Raw genomic sequence first — 23196 nt, 5'->3', positions numbered from 1 at the left:
CCTGTCCCGGCGACCCTGAAACGCCGCGGACGGCCGCCCAAAAACGGAGGCGCTGATCACCTCGCAGGCTGATCGCCCGACCCGCCAGACTGGGGAATTTTCGTTCGCCAAAAGTGGGGAAATTTCGGGTGCCATTGACAGCTTTCTCGCCCTTACGAACCTGAGCACCAGCCCCGGCCCATTGCTTGTAGGTGCCCCAGGTGCCGGAGCTGTAGCCGGAAGCATCGGCGGCGGCCCAGAGGGTGAGGACGTTCACGCCGCGATAGGCGTTCTTCGAGGCGATATTGACGGGGCGAATGATGTTGCCGGCGGCACGGTGCCAGGGGAGGCGGAATTCTCCCGCGCCGTTTTCGATCGCGGCAATGATCTGATTGGTGATGTGTTGGTGAATGTCGAAGCGTTGATCCTTCATGGCGGTTCCCCCTTGTTTCGCGGGCCGCGCGATTGCGGCCTCGTGGGGGCAGGGGGACCGGGACCAATGAGCCGAGGGATCAAACGCCGCGCCCCATCTCCAAAAGGGGGCGCGCCGCAAAGCGGGGCGGAGCTGGACAAGCGCAGCGCGGAAGCGAGCCGCGTTGACCGCTCGGCGGGACCGGTCAACGTCCCCACATCAGAGGCCGCTTGTGGACCGCACGCGGGCGAACCGTGAAGAAAAGGCGGCGGAGACGTTCCCGCGCGCCACCTGCACCGTGATCTACGATCGCAATAGGGGGGGGAATTCAGCCGGGCGTAGCGTGGCGGGGACCCAAAACGTGTGGATAGGTGGCGAAGACGGGCGCGCTTGCCCTAGAGGCGGGAGCCGAAAAGGCCGAAACCGGGTAGGGGGCCTCGGTTTCGCCCAGCCCGCGACCGTGCGTTTGTGCGGGTGGATGCGCTGAAATAGTTCTAGCCATGCGCTATAGGCGTTCGTAAAATCAACGCGTTGCATAGTTGTGTAGCAGCAAAGCTGAACAGCTCGGCGGCTCCATCACCTGCCTATACCGGCAGCGTTCAGGAAGAAGGTGAGGATGTCGAGGCCGATGAGGACACTGTTGAAGCCGAACTGACAATTGCAGCGGCATGATTATTTGTCAGGCGAAAGACGCCAGCTGACGACGGAGATGAGGGTATCGTGCATGCGGAAAGACGATTATCTGTTTCATGGATCGGATATTTTCGCCGTTGTTGAGCATCAAAAGCTTCAGATCAAAGAGGCAATAAACGCGCTCGACATTAACCGCGTTCTGTCGTCCTCAATCGAAGACCTATGCGGCTATTTTGAGAACACTTTTCGCTTGGAGACGCCCGAACTGCACGAGGGCGAAATCGTCGCCGACCAGCGTGAGACACAAGTCGAGGTTCATGACAGCTTCCGATATGGTCATTTTGACAGCGGGCCGCTCATTATGACCGGAACGGCCGTGGAATTATCGGTTCCCTTTACTGGAGATGCGGGCCTCTTCCGGGTGAAGCCAAGTACATGGTCGTCCGTGCTGCCACGGGGTGAAGTCAAGGACGGTTTATTGGTTTTGCAAATTGAAGGCGCACAGCTGAATGCGGAACAAGTGAAGAATGGGCTAACGCAACAGCTCGACGCGGTAAAGCAGCATCTCAATTGGCTGAGATCAAGCATTGACCCCTTCAATGCGTCGATCCGCCAGATCGCAAAAGGTCACTTAGAGCAACGACGCGGGAAGCTTCTTGCCGATCAATCACTCGTTGCTGGGCTTGGCTTCCCCTTAAAGAAACGCGCGGACGCGCCACAGACTTATGTTGCACCGAATGTGCGTAGAAAGATTCAGCCACGCCTTCCCCCTGCGAGCACCGTCCCGTTCAAGCCAGAGCCAGTGCTCGACGAAACAGAATATGCCAACATTCTTGGTGTGATTACCAACATGACCCACGTCATGGAACGCAGCCCCTCATCTTTCGCAACGATGGGTGAGGAAGACATCCGTCAGCACTTTCTCGTGCAACTCAATGGACAATATGAAGGGCAAGCGACTGGAGAAACCTTCAATTATCAAGGGAAAACAGACATCCTAATCCGAGCCGAGGGCCGAAATATTTTTATTGCAGAGTGCAAATTCTGGCGCGGTGAAAAAAGTTTCGCCGAAACGCTCGATCAGCTGCTTTCCTATCTATCTTGGCGTGACACAAAGACGGCCGTCATCATATTCAATCGCAACAAGGGGTTCACCGACGTTCTCGAAAAAATAAAGGCCGCCGCACTTGCTCATCCGCAATTCAAGACTGGTCCGAAAATCAACAGTGAAACGCAATTCCGATACGTGTTTGGCCAGAAGGATGATGGAAGTCGTGAGGTGATTGTAACTGTGATGGCCTTTGATGTTCCATCGACCGCATCCCATTCTTGAATGGTATGCGTCCACTCACGCAGCTTGCTCGTGCCCTTCATGCGGTGCCAACGCTTCGACGAGGAACGCTTCAAGCAGGCGGCCGCGGATATCGTTACCCGAAGCAAGGCTAGCCTCCAATCGGTCGCAGAGCGCCATCAGCTCATCAACCCTGGCGACGATGCGGCGTTGTTCGGAGAGGGGTGGAAGGGGGAGTGGAATTGCCTTCAACTCCGCAACACCTTTAACATTTGGTATCGCCATTCCTGTGGAGTTGCTGAATATTTTCTGCTGAAAATACGGAGAACGAAATAGCATCTTGAAGAACGCATCTTCAATAAGCCGCTTGTCGGTTCTTACTCTAAGCAATGCTTGGTTTATAACACCTTCTTCGTATTTATCTGGAACCTGCGTTATACGACCCAATGTCACGCCAGAACAACTGATAAGAAAATCACCTGCCTTAACAGCAAAACTCTTTAGGTCAGCGAATTTCTCTGGCGTTATATAATAACGCGCAAACGAACAATCATCATTAATGGGGCAATATTGCTCGTAAACTTTATAACCAGAATTGACAAAAATCGCTTTGGTTAAGGCGCTACCAAAAGGGCCGCGTTTAAAGGCTCCGTCTCCGGAAGCTAGAATGCTTTCCCAGCATACCCACTGCCAAGATGCGGGCAGCGTAAACAATCCTATTATATTTGGTGCCGGCAACTCTCTATAGCGGTTAGAAGATCTTGTGACACGAGTTAGTCCGCGGTTCATTGATTCTTTTTCTAGCTGTGCCCTTTCTATGGCTTTATTCACCGCCTCGTCCTTTGGATCTTGCGGCACGAGCTTGCCACGCACGGCAAGGTTCAGGATGGTTTGGCGTAGTTGCTTGATCTGGTCAGGGCGTGTGGTGATGGCCGGGAGAACGTCGAGTGCGAAGCGGGCATCGTCATGAAAGGTGTCCGGATCGGTTACATTGAGACGGGCCAGGCTCGCCGCCGCTAGTCGGTCACGCAGTGTCTCTCGCCCTGTCCGCGCCTCCTCCAGCCGGTCGCATAGAGCCATCAACTCATCGACCTTTCTTTGCACGGACGGTGAGACGAGTGGCACAGGAACGTCAGAAACCTTGCCGAGGCTCAAAGAGACATTGGCCGTTCCAATCATCTGCGAAACCAGCAATTCTTCCTTGAAAGCCGTCAGATATTCGAACAGGAAGCGAGCCGAGATAAGGTCGGGCGCGTGCGGAAAAACAGCGGCAAGAATGGTTCCAAGAGCAAATTTGCCTTCCTGATAATGCAGCCTTTGAAGGCTGGCCTTTCCGTGTCCTGCTGAAGATACCAAGGGAACAATTGCGGCCGCGCCATCAAAGTCAAAATGATCGCAGCTTGCACGCTCCTCTGCCGTGACAACCAGTGGATAAGGCCCGGATTTGGCCTTCATGATGCCGGTCAGGCCTTTCTCGATTCGCGCGATAGAACCGAGGCGAACAAAATTCTCCGGGCTCAAGAAGCCCCTCGGCAAGTCGTCAGCGGTAACTTTATCTGCCTTACTTTGCTTGCGTAATTGCCCCTTCCGGATGAGCTCATGTTGCCTGTCCTCAATGAGCTTCATCAAGGCTATCGCATCAGAGGTTGTCTCACTCGTCGACGTGAGCTTGCCCGCGACGGCTAGAGCAACAATCAGCTTCCGAAGCTGTTGAACTGTTTCCGGCTCGTCTCCGAGGAGATTGAACCCTTCGAGCAGACGTTCCGCGTTCATCGTGCAAGCGCCTCGGCGAGGATCGTCTTCAACTGCTCGCGCAAGCGACCCGTCTCCGCCTCAGCCGCAGTAAGCGCTTCAAGCAGTTCCTCCGGATCACCGTGGTCATCGGCGACGGTATGGGGGTTTTTGAAGTCGAGGTTGTAGTTGCGGGCCTTGATCTCGTCGATGCTCACTTTCCACGCGACTTCGGTTTCCCGGCGTCCAGTCCGTTTCGTTCCGCCCCACCAATCAACGCAATCTTGGAAATGCTCGAACCTGATGGGCTTCGTCATCGAGTAAGCCTTTTGGCTTTCGGGGACACGGTGCTCATAGAACCAGACTTCCTTCGTTGGTTCGCCCTTTTCGAAAAACAGCAGGTTAGTGCCGATGCTGGCGTAAGGTTTGAACACGCTGTTGGGCAGACGCACGATCGTGTGGAGGTTACACTCTTCGAGCAAATGCTCCTTGAGCCTGGTTTTCACACCCTCGCCAAATAGCGAGCCGTCGGGCAAAACGATCGCGGCGCGACCGCCTGGCTTCAGGAGGCGGATAAACAAGGCGAGGAAGAGGTCGGCGGTTTCCTTGGTGCGGAAGTGCGGAGGAAAGTTGGACTCGATGCCGTCTTCCTCTTTTCCACCAAACGGTGGATTTGTGAGGATGATATCCACGCGGTCGGCTTGGCCGTAGCTGATATATGGCCGCGCAAGGGTGTTGTCGTGACGCACGAAGCTCGGGTCTTCGATCCCGTGCAACAGCATATTGGTAACGCAGAGCATGTGCGGAAGCTGTTTTTTCTCCACGGCCCGCAAGCTGGCCTGCATGTTCTGCTCATCCTCGACCTTCTTCACATAGTGGTCGCGCATATGGCGAATGGCACAGGTGAGAAACCCCCCGGTGCCGCAGGAAGGGTCCAAAAGGATTTCGCCTGGCCTAGGATCGGTGCGGTCCACCATGAAGGAGGTGAGGGCGCGTGGGGTGTAATATTCCCCCGCATTGCCCGCGCTTTGTAGGTCGTTGAGCAATTGTTCGTAAATGTCGCCGAAGTGCTTGCGCTCGGCCAGATTGTTGAAATCCACGCCGCTGATTTTGTTGATGACCTGGCGCATAAGCTGGCCAGATTTCATGTAGTTATAAGCGTCCTCGAACACGCTCCGCACCACGCGGGCTCGGTTGGCGTTGGCTCCCGTGGTTGGAAGTTCTTTGAGCCTGGGGAATAACTCTGTGTTGACGAAGGTCAGCATGGCCTCGCCGGTGATGCCTTCCGGGTCGGCCGCCCAGGTTCGCCATTGCAGGGCTTCCGGGATGGGCGACCGGTAGTCGTCTTGCATCACCTCCAGTTGTCGATCTTGGTCGTCGATGATCTTGAGAAAGAACATCCAGCAAAGTTGGGAGAGGCGTTGAGCGTCGCCGTCGACGCCAACGTCCTGCCGCATAATGTCTTGAATAGATTTGACGACCGTTCTTGCTGACATAGGTTAGGCAACTCTTTCGTAGAGGGCGGATTGTAATTCGTGGACAGCCTTTTCAAAGCTGGCTCGGGAACCGAATTCCTGGATGAGTTGGAACGGGGTTCCCATAGCATTGAAAGGTGGGATTTCCAGTATCTTGACGTTATCGAGGCCGATCACGACGCCTTCGTCTTGATACTTGGCGAGCAACGCTTCCAGGACAGCGCGAGCTTGCGGGCCGTACTTGGTGAACACGTCACGCTTGCGCACATTGTTGGCGCGATCACGCCGCGTCAGCGGCGGCTGATCAAATGCGATGTGGCAAATCAAGTCGAAGGGGTCGAGGTCCTTGCCAACCTCTTCCATGAGCGGCTCTAAGAACAGGCCCTCCTGCGCCAACTCGTCGATGACGGCTTCCTTGCGCTCGGCGGATTTCCAGCGACGCAGGAATTCATCGAGGCTTGCGTAGTGTTCGCGAATAGCCTTGCGCGTGTAATCGCGGAGGGACTCGGTGACCAGCTTGCCGCTTTCGTCGAGATATTCGACGCGCTCGGTGAGGACCGTGACCGGCTTCCCTTTGATATAGAACTTGGCCGGAGGGGTCGGCGTACCTGGGGGCAGGGTGATGTCGGGTGGCTCGTCCACCACGGTTTCGTCTGCGCCTGGCTGCGCGGGAATGGGGTCTTCGTCGCCAGCCGGCGGCGCATTATCCGGCGGCGTCACAGGATCGCCCTCGCCGGGTTCGTAAATCTGGACTGGCTCGCCGTCAAAGTCTGGATCGGCAAAGTGATTGGTGGCTTTGCGGAAATCGATGACGGTAAAGTAATATTTCTTGGTCTCTTCATGGACGCGCGTCCCGCGACCGATAATCTGCTTGAATTCAGTCATGGAGCCGATTTCACGATCGAGAACGATCAACCGGCAGGTTTGCGCGTCGACCCCTGTAGAAAGCAGGCGGGACGTGGTGACGATGACCGGATATTTTGATTCCGGGTCAATAAAGTTACCAATCTGGGCCTGCCCTTCAGCGTCATTGCCGGTGATACGCATGGCGTAGCGGGCGTTCTGGTCGACCAGGTCCTGGTTCTCGTTGACGAGAGCCTGGCGCATGCGGGCGGCATGCTCGGTATCGACACAAAAGACTATCGTTTTCTGGAATCGGTCGCCGCTCTGTTTAAGGTAGTCTGACACCCATTTGGCGACGCACTTGGTGCGCTCGTCGATCACCAGGTTTTTGTCGAAGTCCTTCTGGTTATAGATGCGGTCTTCGATTTCGTGGCCATACTCATCGACCTCGCCTTGTTGAGGGCGATAGCCTTCCACGTCCACGTTGAGATGGACCTTGATGACCTTGTAGGGAGCCAGGAAGCCGTCCCGAATGCCCTGCTTCAGCGTGTAGGTGTAAACAGGCTTGCCGAAGTAATGGATGTTCGAAACATACTCGGTTTCTTTGGGCGTGGCCGTAAGGCCAACCTGGGTGGCCGCCGAAAAGTGTTGGAGGATTTCGCGCCAGGCCGAGTCTTCAGCGGCGCTGCCCCGGTGACATTCGTCGATGACAATGAGGTCGAAGAAGCCGGGTGAAAACTCGCGAAACAGCTTCTGGCGTTCTTCGGGACCGGTGATCGCTTGATAGAGGCCGAGATAGATTTCATAGGCGGTGTCGATGCGACGGGTTTTGTCGATCGCCGTCGTAAGGACTTCCATGCTCCCATCAGCCCGCTCAATGGTTTTGGCTGCGGTGCTGAGCTTGGCCATGGCCGCGCCAAAAGGGCGGAAGTCGTTGACCATGGTCTGATCGACCAGCACATTGCGGTCGGCTAAAAAGAGGATGCGTTTTTTCTGCCCGGCCTTCCAAAGTCGCCAAATGATCTGAAAAGCGGTGTAGGTTTTGCCGGTGCCCGTGGCCATAACGAGCAAAATGCGGTTTTGCCCTTTGCTGATGGCCTCAATGGCGGCGTTTATGGCGTTGCGCTGATAGTAGCGGGGTTCCTTGCCGCTACCGTCGTCGTAATAGGGTTGCAGGATGATCTTTTCCTGCTCGGCGGCTAGTCCTTTCCATGCGCGGTATTTCGTCCAAAGGTCGGCGGGGCCGGGGAATGCTTCAAGCTGAAGAGTGGTTTCGCGTTGGGCGCTGAGGCCGGTGCGATCATGGAACACAAAGCCGTCGCCATTAGATGAAAACACAAAGGGAATATCCAAGGTAAGCGCGTAATCCAGAGCCTGCTGCATTCCGTCGCCGACCGCGCTGGTGTTGTCCTTGGCCTCGATCAGCGCAATGGGGAAGTGCTGGTAATAGAGGACGTAATCGGCGCGTTTCGCCTTGCCGCGCGTGACCAGCTTGCCGCGAACAATGATGCGGCCCTTGGTGAAAGAGACCTCGCGACGAATCTGGGTTGCCTCATCCCAGCCGGCCTGAATGACAGCCGGCGTGATGCACTTGGCGCAAATGTCGGATTCGCTGAGGGCCTTCTTGTCCATAGTTTCTTCTTTAGTATTGCGTTTGATTAATCAGAGAAGGCGCTTCCTCATAGATGACGTTCGAAGTCCATGTGTTTGTGCAGAACGCGCACAATATCGATACTCTCCGGCGTCATCCGGTAAAAGAGCACATGCGAGGCGGCCGGATATTTCCGATAACCGGCGCGCACCTCATCGCAAGGCCGGCCAAGGCGAGGCTCATCGGCGACGGCTTCGATCGCCGCCTTGATTTTGCGAAGGTAGACCTCGGCCTGGTCAACGTTCCAGTGCTCGACTGTATAGTCCCAGATGTCCTCGATATCGGCCTGAGCCCGTGGAGAGAGCGTAAAACGCTTCATGGATGCGGGGCGTCGTCCGCACGCTTACGCGCGATGAACGCCTCAAAATCGAAGGGCGTCGACGCGCCGCTTGTCTCGCCCTCGATGAGCGCTGCGCGGAGTGCGGCGATCTTCGTTTCCTGTTCTTCCAAGAGCCGAAGGCCCGCGCGGACCACGTCGCTAGCTGAGCCGTAGCGTCCGGCGGCGACCTGCGCTTCGACGAACGAAGCGAAGTGATCGCCGATGACGAAAGATGTGTTTTTGGCCATCATGAATCCTCCGCCGAATAATATACCAATATTTGGTACAAGGCGCAATCCGGGAGAGCCGCCGTAGCTTGAACTTTGTAATAAATTAACGCAACATAAAGGACGTTATGTTGGACTACAGCCATTCGGCGAGGCCCGGTTGACTTTCCGCGTGCAGCTATTTCATCGCGACAGCTTTACTCAAACGAGCCCTTTTCGTGGGCAGTCTTTAACAAGGGGGCATTCCTCGCAATTTGGGTTGCTTGGGTGGCACCAATTTGATCCAATTATAAATGCAGGGGGGTCAAGCTCGCCAGGGAAGGTCGGATGCAGCTCTCTTGCAGCGGTTATCGCGGCAGCGACGGCCCTGTTTTTGGCTCCGGTCCGTGGTATGAGGCCGGATCGTTTAAAGACGCAGATAACATGCGTGTCAGGCGCAACGTCGAGGCCGGGAAGAGCGTCTTTTCCAAATATCCCGTGATCCCTCAGCAAAATAAGCATCGCCATTCGACTCAATTTCGGTCCGATGCCCGGCAATTCCTCCAATCGCCTTCTAACTTCGCTTATATTCCCATTTTTCCAAATGTTTTTCGGATCTCCGCCGTATTTCTCTAAAAGTATATTCGCGGTTGCGGGAAGCAGCTTAGCATAATTATTGTAGTATGGAACCAACACACTTCCATTGTTTCCGTGTCGCAGCGCATCTACTAATTTTAAGCTATCAATTGTCGATAGCCACCGCCACAGCTTGCTCACGTCACGGGGATCTCCATGTTTGTCGTTGAAAGCCTTCGCTCCCGCCCACGCCCTGCCTGCATCTTGAACGCGGTGGACCTTCCAACCGAGCGCGGCAAGGGTGGCGACGGCTGCCGTATCGCGTTCCGGATTCCGAGCTATCTTGGGAAGCCAGTACTCGGGGCGTGACTTGGGGAAGCGTCCAAATTTGCAGTGGTGGCCGTGCCAGAAGCAGCCGTGGACGAAGATCACCTTCCGGCGAGCCGGGAAACACCGGTCTGGCTTTCCCGGTAGGTCTTTGCGATGAAGGCGAAAGCGGAACCCGGCTCCATGCGTGAGGCGACGAACGATCATTTCGGGAGCCGGGTCTTTCCCCCGCACCTTGCGCATGAGGTCGCTGCGCTGTTCCGGTGTAAGCCTATCGACCATGGGTGGGTTACTGGGGGCTGCGAAGCCTCTCGCTGTTACCATTGCAAAAGCTCTAGCTTTTGCGAAGTCCGATAATGATCTTCTTAAGACAAATGTCGTCAATTGTCTTAATCTTCGAAGCATTCAGCCTAGGAAATGATCCGGGAACATGACGACAATTAGAGCCATCGAGATCGAGAATTTCCGCGGTGTGAAAGCTCTTAAGTGGCAGCCGCGCGAAGGGGTTAATTGCCTCATCGGGTCTGGCGACAGCGGGAAATCAACAGTTCTGGACGCGATTGATTACTGCATCGGCGCGCGACGCTCGCTGCAAATGACTGACTCGGATTTCTGTGGCCTCGACATCGAAAAACCCGTTCGCATCTGCGTGACGCTCGGTACCCTGCCCGACGAGCTGAAAAATATCGATACCTATGGGCTTTACCTTTGCGGCTTCGACGCCGCTTCTGGCCAGATATTGTCGGAGCCTGAAGCAGGCCACGAAACTGTTCTTATCGTGCAATTGCTCGTCGAGAACGATCTCGAGCCCCAATGGTCGCTAGTTTCTAGCCGCGCCGCCGCCCAGGGACAATCGCGTTCCTTGAACTGGGCTGACCGCGTCCGACTCTCACCGACACGTCTAGGGGCGATCAACGACAAAAATCTAAGTTGGCGGCGCGGCTCGATACTCAACCGCTTGTCAGACGAACGCGCCGACATCTCGAAAGAGTTGGCCAAGGCCGCCCGTGATGTTCGGGCCGCCTTTGTTGGCGCGGGAGGCAGCGCGCAACTGGCTCAAGCGCTCGCGGCTGTCACAAAGGCGGCAAAGGATCTTGGTATCCCTATCGGTGCGGAAGCAAAGGCGTTGCTCGACGCGGCATCGGTGTCCTTCGCCGGCGGCGCGATTTCGCTCCACGATGAATGGGGTGTTCCACTACGCGGCCTTGGCCTCGGTTCAACGCGTCTCCTGATCGCTGGCATCCAACGCCAGGCGGCGACGCAGGCCTCAATCATTCTTATCGATGAACTGGAGCATGGGCTGGAGCCGCATCGCATCCTAATGCTGCTCGCCGCCCTCGGCGCGAAGGACAAGTCTCCGCCACTCCAGGTTTTCATGACCACGCATTCTCCGGTAGCAGTGCGGGAGCTGTCGGCTGACCAGCTTTTCGTCTTGCGACAGCACGGAGACAATCACCATGCCTTAGCGGTTGGCCTCCAAAGCGACGTTCAGGGCACGATCAGAAAATATCCGGACGCGCTTCTCGCGAAGACGGTGTTTGTTTGCGAAGGTGCGAGCGAAGTCGGCTTGATCCGCGGCCTTGACCGATTGCGAGCGGCAAACGGTCATCCGCCCATCGCAGCGTGTGGCTGTGCACTCGTCGATGGGGGCGGCAACGAGCTTTTCAGCCGTGCCCTTGCCTTTCAGTCGCTCGGCTACCGGGTTGCCGCGATGCGCGATAGTGACGTTCATCCTACTCCAGAGCTCGAAGCGAAATTTGTCGACGCAGGCGGCCAGACGTTTCGCTGGCGTGATGGGCGAGCCCTGGAAGACGAACTCTTCCTGAGCGTAGGGTCGCAGACCGTGGCGAAACTGCTCGACCTCGCGGTTGCGGCGAAGGAAGAATCGCTCGTGAATGACCACATCAAATCCGCCTCACAGAACACGAAGGACCTTGCCGCCATTCGGGCTGAATGCACTGCCGAAATTTCACCGGAGAGCCGTGCTATCCTAGGCAAAGCTGCCCGGTATAAAGGAACGAAAGGCTGGTTCAAATCCGTCAGCATCATGGAAGAAGCGGCTCACGACCTCGTCGGTCCAGACCTCGCTCACGCCGACCCGGCGCTTGGCCAATTCATGGAGGGGATTTTCCAGTGGATTTCGAATGGCACCCGCTGACATCGACCTTCTAACCATCAGGCGCGGGCTGGTTGTCGCTCCGGCGGGCTGTGGCAAGACCCAACTCATTGCTGATGCCCTGAGGAGCCATAGCTCACCGAAGCCTGTCCTGATCCTGACGCATACAAATGCCGGCGTGGTCGCCCTGCGCGCACGCCTCGACAAAGCCGGCGTGAAGCCTTCTGCCTACAGACTTTCGACTATTGACGGCTGGGCGATCCGCCTCATCACGACATTTCCGGAAAGGGCAGGACACAACCCGGCCATCGTCACTGGGGCGCGGCCTAATTACCCAGCGATACGGGCCGCCGCTGCAAACCTCCTTAAGAACCGGCACATCAACGACGTGATTGCAGCGAGCTATGCGCACCTGCTCGTTGACGAATATCAAGATTGTTCGATCCGGCAGCATGCGATCGTCTACTACGCCTCCTCCTGTCTGCCTGTCTGCGTGATGGGCGACGACATGCAAGCGATCTTCGGCTTCGGCGACGACCCGCTAGCCGAGTGGGACAAACATGTCTGCGGATATTTCACGGCCGTCGGCGTGCTCGATACGCCATGGCGCTGGATCAACTCGGGTGCGGAAGCCCTAGGGCAATGGCTACTCGACGCCCGCGCTAAACTTATCGCCAGAACGCCCGTCGACCTGCGCACATTGCCGGCTCACGTCACGTGGGTCCCGCTCGAAGGGACTTCGAGAGACCATCCAAAACTTCTAGAAGCGTGCAAGACAAGACCTCCCGCAGGCAAAGGCTCCGTTCTGATTATTGGGGAAAGCACCAATCCGAGCAGCCAGCGGCGTTTCGCGAGTCAGACGCCCGGGGCCATCACTGTAGAGGCCGTCGATCTACGCGATCTCGTAAACTTTGCTGCTGGCTTTGATCTTAATGCAGGCGATGCCCTCGTAAAGGTTGCTTCCTTTGCGGAAGAAATCATGACGAACGTCGGAGCTGCGGACCTCGTGCGTCGTGTAGACACCATCACGCGCGGAGCCGAGCGTCGAGAGGCTTCTGCGACAGAACGAACGGCCATCGACTTTCTCGCTGACCCCACGCACAAGCGCGTCGCGGCGCTGCTGGTGGAGATGAACAAGGAAATCGGTGTGCGGGTATTTCGCCCCGCCGTCTTTCAGGCCTGCCTGCGGGCGCTGGACATGTGCGACGGTCCTGATGGAAAGACCTTTCACGAGGCCGCCCTCCACATGCGTGAGCAGAACCGGCTTCTGGGCCGCCCGTTGCCACGTCGGGCGGTCGGGAGCACGCTCCTGCTTAAAGGGCTCGAAGCGGAAGTCGCCGTGATCCTGAATGCCCACGACCTCAACGCGCGGAACCTTTACGTGGCGATGACCCGCGGCTCGAAACGGATCGTGGTCTGTTCGCGCGCGCCGATACTAAACCCGGCCATGTAGGCTTTTTTAAACGCGTCTCAAATCACCACCCGTTCCACCTCATCGAGGCTCATTTCGTCGCGCCGCCGATCGTAGAGCTGTGTCGTGCGGGTCGAGGCATGGTTCGCCATGCTGGAGGCTTTCTCAAGAGTGTCGCCGTTTTTGAGATACGCGGTGATGCCCGTGGCTCGGAAGCTGTGGTTTCCGATCTTGGTGCCAATACCGGCCGCTAAAGCGCGGCGGCGGATCATGACGTAAGCATTCGCCTGGGGCAGGGGGGTGAGGGTCAGCTCGCCGGTCCCACGCCCGATCGTCCGAAACAAGTGCGCCTTTGGATCGCCAGCCAGGCAGCAGCCATCAATATAGACGTGCAAATAAGTCTCCAGATTGTGGTGGCAGGGCATTTCATGGCGCTTGCCGCCCTTCTCATGCAGCCACACCCAAAGCCGGCGGTTCTGCACGTAAACGTCTTCCACCTTCATGGCGAGCGCTGCGCCGACGCGCGCGAAGGAATAGACCATGAGCGCAATGAGAGCGCGATCCCGCTTGCCGACGGCCGTCGTCACGTCGATGCTGTCGAGCAAAGTGCGCGCCTCCTCCGGATCGAGCACCGGCGTCTTGCCGACTTTCACGCGCGCTGCTCGCACCAGGCGAGGAATTCGCCGATCGAACGGCCATAGGCGCGCCGCGTGTGCGGGTTGCGGATGTTGTTGACGAAGAATTCCCAGAAGCGGGTCTGGGCGCGCTCACCGGCAGAACGAACGAGCGCAAGAACCTGGGAGTTGACGGGAACGAGCTGGTTCACGACGCCCCCAGGATGTTCCACTCGGGACGGATCATTCGGATCAACCCTGCTTCAAGTCCGGCCGCGATATTGATCGGCAGCCCATTCCATTGGCTGCCTTCTTCCGGCACGGCGATAAGAACCTTGACCTGTTTTCCCTCGGCAAGCGCGGCCTTGATGAGGCCTTTCACGCGAGCGCTCGTTTTTTGACGTACATGGCCGCGCCGATAGTGACTCATGCGCGTGCGGAGGCCTGTCTGGCTCAGTCCGACATATCGAACCCAGCCATCAACGACGAAGGCGTACACGCCGGGAGCGGTGGGGGCCTGGGCGCTCAGTTCAAACTCGCCGTCGTCGCTGGGAAGCCACTCACCGAGGTCCTGAAAGCCGCCCTGGATCAATGCGTCCCATGATGTGGGTCCCTGAACTTCAGGGACGCTCTCAATCTCGACGGGCGGCCGCTCGAATTGGACATTGCGCTTAAGCCCGCCCTCGATGCCAGCGTCGAGCAGCACCTTGCGAACGTGCTGATAGCGGATGTCCAAAAATTTGCTGATCTCACTCCGCAGGTATCCCGCGCGGGCGAGCGCCCGAATCTTGTCCGAGGTAGTTTCGAGGCCTTGAACGACCTCATCGGGTTCTGGGCGGGGTGCATCCATAACGAGCTTCCGAATATTTGATAAAGGACATTATCACATATAGCTCGGCAAATTAGCAGTTACCCCCGATAGGCGACAAGGATCGCGCCGGCCGCGATCAGGGCGATACCGATCCAATTGGGAACGGTCGGGCGCTCCCCGAGGATGAGCACTCCGAAGATGGCGACCAGGACGACGCTGAGCTTATCGATCGGCGCCACTTGCGCAGCCTTGCCGATCTTGAGGGCGCGGAAGTAGCAGACCCACTACGCACCGGTCGCCAGACCAGGTAACTGCGGCCCGAAACCGAACTGAATTGCTGCCATTGGTCCGTCGCTAAGAGGAAGACGGCAAGCGCGCAGATGATGACGATCGTGCGGATGAAAGTGGCAAAATCCGAATTGACGCCTTCGATGCCGATTTTCGCAAAGATTGCGGTCAAAGCGGCAAAGGCGGCGGAAAGCAAAGCCCAGAGCTGCCAGAAGCCGACAAATTTCATAGGTCCCCCCGGCTGACGAGATGCCGCGGACGCCATTTCGGCCCGCTGTTTCGCACATACTTTTGCACCCGCAACACACTGACTTATGCACACGGCACTAGCCGAGAACAAATTACTCTTGCTTCAAGCTGGCTGCCTGGGGTTGAATTTACGAATCCGCGTCAGTTGCCTCGCCCTGGCTCTTCTCCCTTAATTCTCGCGACGCTCGCCTGATGACGGACTTTCAAGTGTAGATTACCATCGCTACGCCTATCGGCGGCTTGGCTTCATCCTAGCTACCTGAGAATTCGGTCCGGGGGTAATGCGAGATTTTAGAATGCGGGCGGTGCTAGGGATTGATGCGGCTTGGACGCTGACCCAAGCGAGCGGCGTGGCGCTGGCAAGTCAGACCAATGCGGGCGCGCCGTGGCGCTTGGTTGCCGTCGCCCCCTCCTACCAAGATTTTTATGCTCTCGCAGATGGGTCTGAGGCTTTCCCGAATGACAATAGCCCAGATCCAATTCGACTGCTCGAGTCATCGCGACAACTCTGTGGTTTCCTGCCGGATCTTGTAGCGATTGATATGCCTCTCGCGCGTCATCCAATCTCCGGGCGTCGCACTTCGGATAATGCCGTCTCGGGCACCTATGGCGCACGTCGATGCGGAACCCATAGTCCGAGCAGCATTCGGCCAGGACGCATTAGTGACGAACTCACAAAAGGATTTGCCGAGGCCGGCTTCCCCCTGCAGACCGACTCCGTCGGAACACCGGGGCTTATCGAGGTTTATCCTCACCCAGCTCTGGTGGAGCTCGCCAATGCGCCCGAACGGTTATGCTACAAGGTCTCGAAGACACGCCGATACTGGCCGACCCTCGACGCAATCAAGCGGCGAGAGCGCCTTTTTGAAGTCTGGGCGTATATCCTTGAACTGCTGGACAAGCAGATAGCTGGCGTCCGAGAAAAAATGCCCTCCCTTTCGCTTGCCTCTGGCACGCGTGTCGCCGATCTGAAGAAAGTCGAGGATAAGCTGGACGCAATCGTTTGCGCCTGGGTCGCAATTCGCGCTCTAGAGGGCCATGCAACGCCATTTGGCGATCGAGACTCTGCAATCTGGATTCCTCATGCTCACACTTCTCGATAGATTCGCGCTGTCGCGATCCTGTTATTTCGCATGCTCATCAAGAAAGCGCCGACATGCGTCAAAATCCTGCTGATAGCCCTCAGGCAAGGGCGCCTTCTTATTGCGCGCGATCGTCTGCGCGTAGGCGACCATTTTCGCAGTAGGCGCTTTCCGTTTTCCATCTCTCGCGCCTTCAGCGTTCGCGACTGAGCCGATATCCTTGTTTGTCGTTGCTCGGCGGTTTGTCGATAGGCGCCGTGTTCGACTCGGCCGCAGGCCCTTAATCTCGGTCCGATTGTTAGTCTTTCCGGTATAACGCCTCCCGGGTCGACGAGCTTGCGTGGAACTTTTCAAATTGATGGTTCCGCTCGATCGCTTTTGGAGCGCGTCAATCATATCGGCGGCTACGGCGGCGATGCCGTCGATCACCGCGCGAAAATCCGCCTTCCCGGTGACAACCTCGTCGAGACGCATCTCCCATAGCGCCGTTGTGCCGGGATCGACGAGCGCAGGAGCCGAACTGCGCAGAAGTTCGAACAGTTGAAGTCCCGCAGGGGTTGGCGTGACCAGCTTGCCTTCTGCGATCAGCAAGTTTTGACGCTTCAATCCCTTTATGATTTCCGCCCGGGTGGCGGGGGTCCCTATGCCCTTGGCTTCTTTGAGCCGGTCACGCAAAGCTGGATCTTCGACAAAGCGCCATGCGTTTTGCATAGCGTCCACCAGCGTGCCTTCGTTATAGCGAGGCGGAGGTTGGGTTCTCTTCGCCTCCACCTTCGTTTCCGACAGGGCTGCGGCGTCACCATCATCGATGGGTGGCAGCGTCTGCTCCGCCTCTGAGTCCGCTTCCGCCTCGCCGTTCTGATAAACTGCCTTCCATCCCAGGCGCAGAGGAACGCGGCCGACTGCCCGAAACTCTGCCGCGCTCCCGTTTGGCAAAGGAACCGGCATGGTCACGACAGTCTGCCGGTATTCGTAATCCGGCATGACGACCGCCAAGTAGGACCGGCAAATCAAAGCGAACAAGCGCTTTTCGTCGTCGTTTAGACGAGGTAAGCGACTCTCCAGATCGTCGAGAACGTTGACATTGGGCACGATGGCGTGATGCGAAACGCCCTCGAGCGCTTTGTCGCAGAAATGGCCCGATTTCCCCCGGCGGATCACTGGCGACGCGATGTCAAGGTGAGCAAAGCCACGCAGGCGGGTAAGCGCGGCGACGATCGCCGCCACGTCATGGATCTGGTTTTCGCTTAAGTAACGGGCCTCAGCGCGAGGATAGGTGATCAATTTCTTGCCGTCGCCGTCATACAGCTCCTGCGCGATGGCGAGCGTCTTATCCGCTGCCCATCCCCAACGCTGGCCGCAAGTCTTCTGCAGGGAGGGAAGATCGAATAGACGAGGCGGCGCTTGTCGCTTCTCCTCGACCAAGACACCCAGCGGTCCCTGATACCCCGCCGCAGCCTTTGCGATCGCCTCGGCCTGGGCGCGCTCCTTGATGCGCAATTTCGCGGAAGGCGCGTGGCGCATCAAGAAGTCGCCGTTGGCGACCGTCGCCACGGCCACAACCTCGAAATAGTCTTCGGGCCGGAAATTGAGGATCTCCAGTTCACGCAGGCAGACAATCGCCAACGTCGGCGTCTTCACTCGACCGATACCGATGACCCCGCGCACGCCTGGCGGAACTAACGTCTTCGTTGCGGTGCGGGTGAGCGAAAGATTGAAGATCTGATCCGCCTGCTGGCGAGCCACCGCAGCTTCGTAGAGCGGGCGCATCTCTGCGTTTGGCTTCAGTCGAGCGAAGGCTTGCTGCAGCGTTTTCGGATCCTGCGCCGTGAACAAGGCCCGCCGCACCCGTCCGCGATAGCCGAGGTGTTCGAGGATTTCTTGACCGATCAACTGGCCTTCACGGTCACAGTCGGTCGCCAGAATAACGTCGTCGCAGGCCTTGAGCGCCGCGGCGATGGCTTTCAGCTTTGGCCCTTTGTTTCCCCCCGTGGCTGGGCGGGTCGGATAGAGCCCCTCGGGATTAAGGACGACGCAGGACCAACTCTTCCATGCCGCGTTAACTTCCTCGGGTTCGGCCAAGCGGAGGAGGTGGCCCTCAGCCGGGAGAATTTGCCCGAAGCGCGCGCCCAGGGCGGCCCGTAGGTCTTTGGCTTGGCTGGTCTTCTCCGTAATGATCACTGTCGCCATGGGGCCGCCGAATCAGAATGCCTGCAGAAAGCCTAGCGCAAGATCTAGAACAAATATAGAACGCTAATGAGGGGACCCACGGCCAGGTGGCCGGCCCAATCGTCAATGGTAGAGTCAGCGCGGCGGTTTTCCCGACGGCCTTGGCCCGAGCTGTGGCCTCGGCTTTGGGCAAGCGTCGCCTTTCCCCACGGGGCTAATCCATGACCGCGCTGGTTGATATTCAAGCTGTTCCCGATCTCGAGGTGGGCCGGCGTCTGCTTGGCCAGCTGGAAGACGCGCCCGACGCCGACGTCAGGCGGATGCTCCGGGACTTCACGGTGCAGATTGACATCGAACTTCGAGCGGCGTGGTTGTCCTTGCTTGTGAGCAGTGCGGTCGCCGGTCTGTCGCTCGGCGCACTCATACGGCCGCCGTCGCGTCGCCCACCCCGAAGCGCGCCGAAGTCTGGCGCGACGACATGCCCTTTAACGCGGCGTCAATCACACGATCACGCAAGTCCTGGCTGTAGGCATGCTCTATCTTCCGCCTCCGTCGTTTCCACGACCGAAGAAATCAGAAGAATGCCATTCGGGAATCCAGCGTGGAATCAGAAAAACGACGAACCCGCTCTAATGCAAAAGTTGGCTTCTGCGCTGGTAGCCTGTCAAGCATTTGCTCTCTCGCGCGTTTGTAGGAGAGAACGACAACATGCATTTCGTGCTCGGCGTTCGTTACGCGGTGGCGTCGCACCGGATCACCAAGCGGAACGATCCAACGTCTATCGGTCTCGTCGCGAGTACGTAGCGACGGTAAAGTAGATGATTTGATGTTAGCGCCGAAATCAGGTGGCCACGAAAGCCTCCGCCTAGCCCTTCAGGCGCTTGTTGCATTCGCTATAGTATCCGCCGCCCTTCTCTATCCACTTGAGGCCACCATTGCCGTTGCTGGTCTTGTTCGCGTTATATTGATCGAGGCAAGTGTGCAGCCGGGCCTTGCCGGCGGGCTCGCTCGAATATTTTGATGAAACCGCCGACGGAAACACGGCGTTGCTATGGTCTCCATGCTCGGGAGTGGCGGCGGGTCGGGGCGCAGCAGTCGCCGTCGGGGGGGCAGGTGCAGGCGGTGCAGCAGCCGGCGCGTTTGTCGGACCTGCGGAGGCATCCACACCGCATTCCGCCTTGCGGAAATCGCTCCACTTCATCCCGCTCAGCGTGCCGGCTGCTTGTGCGGCTCGATACTTGGCGCTGCATTGCTTCATTGTCAGCGCATGTGCGTTGGAAACGTGGCCGGCGAGCATCGCCGCGACCAGCGTTCCCATCCAAAAAGTGGACGAACGAACCAGCATGAAAGCCTCCTTACCCGGTCTTCCCCAGATGACGAGTAATTATCGCGCGGCACTACCGTGTCCATCTGACCGCGCCCTTGCCTTCCTTGATGCCCTGCTCGCATCTTCCGGCGTTAGTCAGAGACGGTCGTGGCGCGGGGGAAGCGCCTCGTCCTGATCGTGGGACAGCGAAGGGCGGTCGCGATCGCGGTTGGCGCCGACGCTAGAAAATCGGTGGATGAAGCTCGTCAATGGCTATGTCGATAAGTCGGGCATTTGGCCTGACGCCTCGATCTTGTTGTCTACCAATTGGCTCTGACTACAAAATCGGTTTTGCCGCTTAGGTCGGGCTGGACGGTGAAGCCCACGTCGATGTTGCCACTCACCTCCCCCTTAGCGTTTATCCCTAGAAACGGGAGCTGCCTCAGGGCATCTGCAAATTCTTCCGGGATCGTCGCCTCAATATGAACGTTCGCGCTGCACTTGTGCTTCTCACGAGATTTTTCGCTGTCGTCTTCGGTCAAGGAATTGAGGGAGAAACGCGCCGTCTCCGGGAAGGCGCGCAGCTGGTTTAGAATGCGAGAGCGGGACTTCTCGTCGACGCCGTCTGGTTGGGCCATTTCGGCGACGCCTGCGACCAGCCCTACGAACCCCGCGAGCGCGGCCAAGCCCTTCAATTCGGGCTGATCCGTCTTGCTGAGCACGTCGTAAAAATTGTCACGCAGTATGACAAAAAGCCTGTCTTGAACTGATTTCGTGCGGCAGTCATAGCGAGGTGCGCAGCTCGCCAAACCGAGAGCGAAAGCGACGATAACGGATAGTCCACTGGGGCGCATTGACATGTCCTAAGCTTGCATCTTCTGCAATTGATCGCACGAAAGCGGCTCGCGGGCCTAGCCTTCAATCACCGGTCGAAACCCGCCTTGTCTATGTTCCTTCCGGGCATGACTTCATGGGTCGATCGCCGCCTCTCCTTTGCGACTGCGGCGTTAGCCGAGCGCACGGCGCGGCCTTCGTCGCCGGTCTCGGCCAAGACGCTGTTCGCCACCTCGGCCCAAAGCCTACAGAGGTGCAACGTATCGGCTTTGTGCGTATGCCGAGGGGCGCCTTCCGGTTGCCAAGGCAATGAGGCTTCCTCCGATGCGCCACATCAGGTGGCTGACCTAGGCGCGCTTAGTCGGGGTCAAGGGCATGGGCAAGCGCGGGCGCTTGATCCGATCCAATGCGAATTATCTTCCCCAATCCATAAGATGATTTCCGCGGCTTCCAAGCAAGACACACTATAGAGCCAGCCCTTCGGCGTCAGATGGACGCCCCATCCCCAACACCGCGCTCGAAATCTCGCTGCGCTGAACCCTCTTGCGCCAAAAGCCCGGATAGCCGCAGCCTCGCTTGGCTCGCTGTACCCGAAGATCGGGGCTCCTGCCCTAGATGAGGCCCCCCGACACAACCTTACCGGCGATCTCCGAGTCGCGGCCTCGGGAAAGGGCGGACAGATCAAGGGCCCCAACTGCCCTTGGCGGATTCGCCAATCCAAGTAATTAACTCCCGCGGGCCGGCCTGCATGAGCATCTCATCGTCGCCGGGACCAGGGTCGGGCTAAGTCGCTCAGCCTCAGATCCGCTTTGGCGTAATCGTCTATAGCAATCGCTTGCATTTTCAAACTCCTTGGCTGGCGCTGCCGTTCCGTCTCGCCTGCCTTTGCAGCTCAAAGGCGGTGGGCCTCGGTTTCGACCAGCATCTGTTGCAGCCATTCCATATAGGGGGTGCCGCCGGTTCCCCGCGGATCGTCAGTCCAGCGACTGATATATTCTTCGGCCCAGCGGTAATGGACACGGCGAAAGGCCGCCATCGCGTCGAGGATGGCGTTGTACGGCTCCTTGACTTCAAGGGCGTCAAGGTCGGGCAGGGCCGCGACCTCCTCGATCAGCGCTCGATGCTGGGCCGGCATGTAGTTGCGCATATCGTTGAGGTGATCCGTGAGCGCGGAGCGGCGGTGGGGAATTTTCATGAAGGCGATCAACGTCGGCATGATGCTGCTTTGCGCCCCGGTCTCGCCCCGAAACTGCATGGGGGCGTGGTCGACGCCCTCATAGGTCACGTTTTCGAAGAAGCGGATGTAAGGCCGGAAGGTCCTGTAGTACAGCGTGGCGTCCATGTGCTCGGGAATGCGCTTGAGCACATCGACCTGTCGGCTCACCGCGTTTGCAATGCGCCACAGTTCGGCGCTGAGATCCGCTTCCCGGTCACCGGCCAACTGCTGCTTGATAGAGGCGATCGCACTGAGAATCTCAGCTGCAATCGCCTCGATCTCGACATGGACGAGGATGAACCAACGCTCGTCGTACAGGTGGACGAAATTCTGAATGGTGTCGATGTTGCCGAGCGTGATCGGGCCATCCTTGCGGAAGCGTTTCCAATTGTACAGCGCATAGCCGTCATAGCTCAGGATCGGCGGGCGCCCGAGCAGCCTCGCCACGTCAACAAGAGGTCCGGCAAGGTTGTGGGGAAGAGTCGTCGCCGGCGCCTCGCCGACCTGGTTGACATAGGCGGAAGCGAGGAAGCCCACCCGCACGTAGTAGAGACGAAGCTGCGGCAGCGTCTCGGCGGAAACGGGGTCTTTCCACTTCGGAATATGCAGGGCGCGCGCATAGGTCCGAAATCCCTTGTCGTAAAGCAGGCTGGGCAGGTCGCGCCCGATCTCGTCCAGCGCGGCGTAGGGCGAGCCAAAGGGAAACGCGGCGAGGGGATCGGCGTCTGGAAGAAAGCCGCGACGCGCATAGGTCGACTTGAGCAATTCGCTGCCCTCGGAAATCACGACCGGTATGCTCACTGCGCTCTCCTGGTGATGTCGACGAGCGCAATCGCGTTGACCCCACTGCATGCGAGCGCGAGCCCGCCGCCAGGCGTCGGCGCCATGTTGCGGACCACGCCACCGCCCGAGGGTATCGGCCACCGCTCGAATGTCTGGCTTTTGGGATGGAAGCGCGTCAGCATGTTCGGCGAGACCGCCGACTCGACGTACCAAATGGCATCATCGACGACGGCGATCGCGTAGGGGCCGGAGTCTGGCCCACGTGGCGACGGCCACTCCGAGACCTCGCCGGTCTTCGGATCCAAGCGGCCAAGATATCCTCTGGCGTAGTCCGTGTACCAAATGGCGTCGTCACTCGTCGCCGCAATCCGCCGCGGGCGCGCGTCGGGGTTCGGGAGGGTGAATTCCTGAATCTTCAACGTCGCCGGATCGACGCGCGCGATTTTGTTTGAGCCGAACTCGGCGAAGAAGGGAATTCCTTGGGAATTGACCAATAAGCCATAGGGAAGCGAATCGGCTGTTGGTGACGGGATGAGTTTGATCTCGCCCGTCGCCGGATCGAGACGGCCGAGCATGTTCCCCCCGATGACGGTGAACCACAGAACTCCCTTCTGGTCGAAAACGGGGGTATGCGGGTCCCGAGCGGCCGGGTCGGGCAGCGTGAACTCGCGAACATCGCCGGACGCGGGGTCGAGCTTGCCGATATAGCCTTTGAAGCTTGCTGTGAACCAGATTGCGCCAGTCGCGTCAGCGACCAGCCCATGCGGCCCCGAGTCGGGCATTTTCAAACGGTATTCCCGGAACTGCCCGGTCTTCGGATCGAGTCGCCCGAGAAGATTGGCCATTTGGCCAGTGTACCAGATCGCTCCGTCGC

20 protein-coding genes and 2 pseudogenes are annotated in these 23196 nt (G+C 58.2%); 5 read left to right on the top strand and 17 right to left on the bottom strand.

Features of this window, described 5'->3' with window-relative positions:
• A partial coding sequence (locus tag ACR652_RS19105) for an ArdC-like ssDNA-binding domain-containing protein (RefSeq protein WP_434508059.1) occupies positions 1–412 on the bottom strand: 412 nt, incomplete at its 3' end.
• 703 nt (positions 413–1115) lie between these two features.
• Here ACR652_RS19105 and ACR652_RS19100 point away from each other — a divergent pair.
• Positions 1116–2357, top strand: coding sequence for a hypothetical protein (locus ACR652_RS19100; RefSeq protein ID WP_434508058.1), 1242 nt, complete (start codon positions 1116–1118; stop codon positions 2355–2357).
• 15 nt (positions 2358–2372) lie between these two features.
• On the opposite strand, the gene ACR652_RS19095 is transcribed toward ACR652_RS19100, so the two are convergent.
• From ACR652_RS19095 to ACR652_RS19065, 7 genes and pseudogenes are all read right to left on the bottom strand, one after another.
• Complete coding sequence (locus ACR652_RS19095) at positions 2373–4088, bottom strand: restriction endonuclease subunit S (RefSeq protein ID WP_434508057.1); 1716 nt, start codon at positions 4086–4088, stop codon at positions 2373–2375.
• Complete coding sequence (locus tag ACR652_RS19090) at positions 4085–5542, bottom strand: N-6 DNA methylase (RefSeq protein ID WP_434508056.1); 1458 nt, start codon at positions 5540–5542, stop codon at positions 4085–4087. Before ACR652_RS19090 ends, ACR652_RS19095 begins: the two co-directional genes overlap by 4 nt.
• Before the next feature lie 3 nt (positions 5543–5545).
• A complete protein-coding gene (hsdR, locus tag ACR652_RS19085) occupies positions 5546–7996 on the bottom strand; it encodes an EcoAI/FtnUII family type I restriction enzme subunit R (protein ID WP_434508055.1) in 2451 nt (816 codons plus the stop codon).
• Positions 7997–8043: 47 nt separating this feature from the next.
• Positions 8044–8334 carry a type II toxin-antitoxin system RelE/ParE family toxin gene (locus tag ACR652_RS19080; protein ID WP_434508054.1) on the bottom strand — a complete coding sequence of 97 codons (291 nt, stop codon included), beginning with the start codon at positions 8332–8334 and terminating at the stop codon, positions 8044–8046.
• A complete protein-coding gene (locus ACR652_RS19075; RefSeq protein ID WP_434508060.1) occupies positions 8331–8582 on the bottom strand; it encodes a type II toxin-antitoxin system ParD family antitoxin in 252 nt (83 codons plus the stop codon). The genes ACR652_RS19080 and ACR652_RS19075 overlap by 4 nt, the downstream gene beginning before the upstream one ends.
• Before the next feature lie 180 nt (positions 8583–8762).
• Positions 8763–9317 carry an endonuclease III domain-containing protein gene (locus ACR652_RS19070; RefSeq protein WP_434508062.1) on the bottom strand — a complete coding sequence of 185 codons (555 nt, stop codon included), beginning with the start codon at positions 9315–9317 and terminating at the stop codon, positions 8763–8765.
• Positions 9318–9392: 75 nt separating this feature from the next.
• Positions 9393–9725 (bottom strand): annotated as a pseudogene (locus tag ACR652_RS19065) (very short patch repair endonuclease); the annotation flags it as partial.
• Positions 9726–9873: 148 nt separating this feature from the next.
• Between ACR652_RS19065 and ACR652_RS19060 the strand changes: the two are divergent.
• Positions 9874–11601: an ATP-dependent nuclease gene (locus tag ACR652_RS19060; protein WP_434508053.1), complete on the top strand. Its 1728-nt coding sequence runs from the start codon at positions 9874–9876 to the stop codon at positions 11599–11601.
• Positions 11588–13012: a UvrD-helicase domain-containing protein gene (locus tag ACR652_RS19055; RefSeq protein WP_434508052.1), complete on the top strand. Its 1425-nt coding sequence runs from the start codon at positions 11588–11590 to the stop codon at positions 13010–13012. The genes ACR652_RS19060 and ACR652_RS19055 overlap by 14 nt, the downstream gene beginning before the upstream one ends.
• 17 nt (positions 13013–13029) lie before the next feature.
• On the opposite strand, the gene ACR652_RS19050 is transcribed toward ACR652_RS19055, so the two are convergent.
• From ACR652_RS19050 to ACR652_RS19035, 4 genes and pseudogenes are all read right to left on the bottom strand, one after another.
• The gene (locus ACR652_RS19050; RefSeq protein WP_434508051.1) at positions 13030–13623 is read right to left on the bottom strand and encodes a tyrosine-type recombinase/integrase; all 594 of its coding nucleotides are present in this window, start codon (positions 13621–13623) and stop codon (positions 13030–13032) included.
• Positions 13620–13796, bottom strand: a complete 177-nt coding sequence (locus tag ACR652_RS19045) for a hypothetical protein (RefSeq protein WP_434508050.1) — start codon at positions 13794–13796, stop codon at positions 13620–13622. The genes ACR652_RS19050 and ACR652_RS19045 overlap by 4 nt, the downstream gene beginning before the upstream one ends.
• Positions 13793–14434 (bottom strand): GIY-YIG nuclease family protein, encoded by a 642-nt coding sequence (locus tag ACR652_RS19040; RefSeq protein WP_434508049.1) that lies wholly within the window; start codon positions 14432–14434, stop codon positions 13793–13795. The genes ACR652_RS19045 and ACR652_RS19040 overlap by 4 nt, the downstream gene beginning before the upstream one ends.
• Before the next feature lie 59 nt (positions 14435–14493).
• A pseudogene (locus tag ACR652_RS19035) lies at positions 14494–14846 on the bottom strand (EamA family transporter).
• Between ACR652_RS19035 and ACR652_RS19030 the strand changes: the two are divergent.
• Both ACR652_RS19030 and ACR652_RS19025 read left to right on the top strand, forming a co-directional pair.
• Positions 14776–14928 carry a hypothetical protein gene (locus tag ACR652_RS19030; protein ID WP_434508061.1) on the top strand — a complete coding sequence of 51 codons (153 nt, stop codon included), beginning with the start codon at positions 14776–14778 and terminating at the stop codon, positions 14926–14928. The pseudogene ACR652_RS19035 and the gene ACR652_RS19030 overlap by 71 nt on opposite strands.
• Before the next feature lie 300 nt (positions 14929–15228).
• Complete coding sequence (locus tag ACR652_RS19025) at positions 15229–16035, top strand: DUF429 domain-containing protein (protein WP_434508048.1); 807 nt, start codon at positions 15229–15231, stop codon at positions 16033–16035.
• A 21-nt stretch (positions 16036–16056) separates the two neighbouring features.
• Here the strand turns inward: ACR652_RS19025 and ACR652_RS19020 are convergent, their stop codons facing one another.
• The 5 genes from ACR652_RS19020 to ACR652_RS19000 form a co-directional block, all read right to left on the bottom strand.
• Positions 16057–18204 carry a DNA topoisomerase gene (locus tag ACR652_RS19020; RefSeq protein ID WP_434508047.1) on the bottom strand — a complete coding sequence of 716 codons (2148 nt, stop codon included), beginning with the start codon at positions 18202–18204 and terminating at the stop codon, positions 16057–16059.
• Positions 18205–19048: 844 nt separating this feature from the next.
• Complete coding sequence (locus ACR652_RS19015) at positions 19049–19528, bottom strand: hypothetical protein (protein ID WP_434508046.1); 480 nt, start codon at positions 19526–19528, stop codon at positions 19049–19051.
• 281 nt (positions 19529–19809) lie between these two features.
• The gene (locus ACR652_RS19010) at positions 19810–20343 is read right to left on the bottom strand and encodes a hypothetical protein (RefSeq protein ID WP_434508045.1); all 534 of its coding nucleotides are present in this window, start codon (positions 20341–20343) and stop codon (positions 19810–19812) included.
• A gap of 872 nt (positions 20344–21215) precedes the next feature.
• The gene (locus ACR652_RS19005) at positions 21216–22340 is read right to left on the bottom strand and encodes a hypothetical protein (protein WP_434508044.1); all 1125 of its coding nucleotides are present in this window, start codon (positions 22338–22340) and stop codon (positions 21216–21218) included.
• Positions 22337–23196, bottom strand: an 860-nt coding sequence (locus ACR652_RS19000; protein WP_434508043.1) for a Vgb family protein, incomplete at its 5' end; no start/stop codon positions are given. The genes ACR652_RS19000 and ACR652_RS19005, both read right to left, overlap by 4 nt.

The organism is Methylocystis sp. (genome assembly GCF_051061225.1).
GTDB lineage: Bacteria > Pseudomonadota > Alphaproteobacteria > Rhizobiales > Beijerinckiaceae > Methylocystis.
This window is presented reverse-complemented; position numbering and strand designations above follow the sequence as displayed.

Excerpts from the sequence above, each read along its gene's own strand:
- ACR652_RS19100 (WP_434508058.1), top strand. The coding sequence starts at position 1,116 with ATGCGGAAAGACGATTATCTGTTTCATGGATCGGATATTTTCGCCGTT.
- ACR652_RS19095 (WP_434508057.1), bottom strand. The coding sequence starts at position 4,088 with ATGAACGCGGAACGTCTGCTCGAAGGGTTCAATCTCCTCGGAGACGAG.
- ACR652_RS19090 (WP_434508056.1), bottom strand. The coding sequence starts at position 5,542 with ATGTCAGCAAGAACGGTCGTCAAATCTATTCAAGACATTATGCGGCAG.
- hsdR (WP_434508055.1), bottom strand. The coding sequence starts at position 7,996 with ATGGACAAGAAGGCCCTCAGCGAATCCGACATTTGCGCCAAGTGCATC.
- ACR652_RS19080 (WP_434508054.1), bottom strand. The coding sequence starts at position 8,334 with ATGAAGCGTTTTACGCTCTCTCCACGGGCTCAGGCCGATATCGAGGAC.
- ACR652_RS19075 (WP_434508060.1), bottom strand. The coding sequence starts at position 8,582 with ATGGCCAAAAACACATCTTTCGTCATCGGCGATCACTTCGCTTCGTTC.
- ACR652_RS19060 (WP_434508053.1), top strand. The coding sequence starts at position 9,874 with ATGACGACAATTAGAGCCATCGAGATCGAGAATTTCCGCGGTGTGAAA.
- ACR652_RS19055 (WP_434508052.1), top strand. The coding sequence starts at position 11,588 with ATGGCACCCGCTGACATCGACCTTCTAACCATCAGGCGCGGGCTGGTT.
- ACR652_RS19040 (WP_434508049.1), bottom strand. The coding sequence starts at position 14,434 with ATGGATGCACCCCGCCCAGAACCCGATGAGGTCGTTCAAGGCCTCGAA.
- ACR652_RS19030 (WP_434508061.1), top strand. The coding sequence starts at position 14,776 with ATGATGACGATCGTGCGGATGAAAGTGGCAAAATCCGAATTGACGCCT.
- ACR652_RS19025 (WP_434508048.1), top strand. The coding sequence starts at position 15,229 with ATGCGGGCGGTGCTAGGGATTGATGCGGCTTGGACGCTGACCCAAGCG.
- ACR652_RS19020 (WP_434508047.1), bottom strand. The coding sequence starts at position 18,204 with ATGGCGACAGTGATCATTACGGAGAAGACCAGCCAAGCCAAAGACCTA.
- ACR652_RS19015 (WP_434508046.1), bottom strand. The coding sequence starts at position 19,528 with ATGCTGGTTCGTTCGTCCACTTTTTGGATGGGAACGCTGGTCGCGGCG.
- ACR652_RS19010 (WP_434508045.1), bottom strand. The coding sequence starts at position 20,343 with ATGCGCCCCAGTGGACTATCCGTTATCGTCGCTTTCGCTCTCGGTTTG.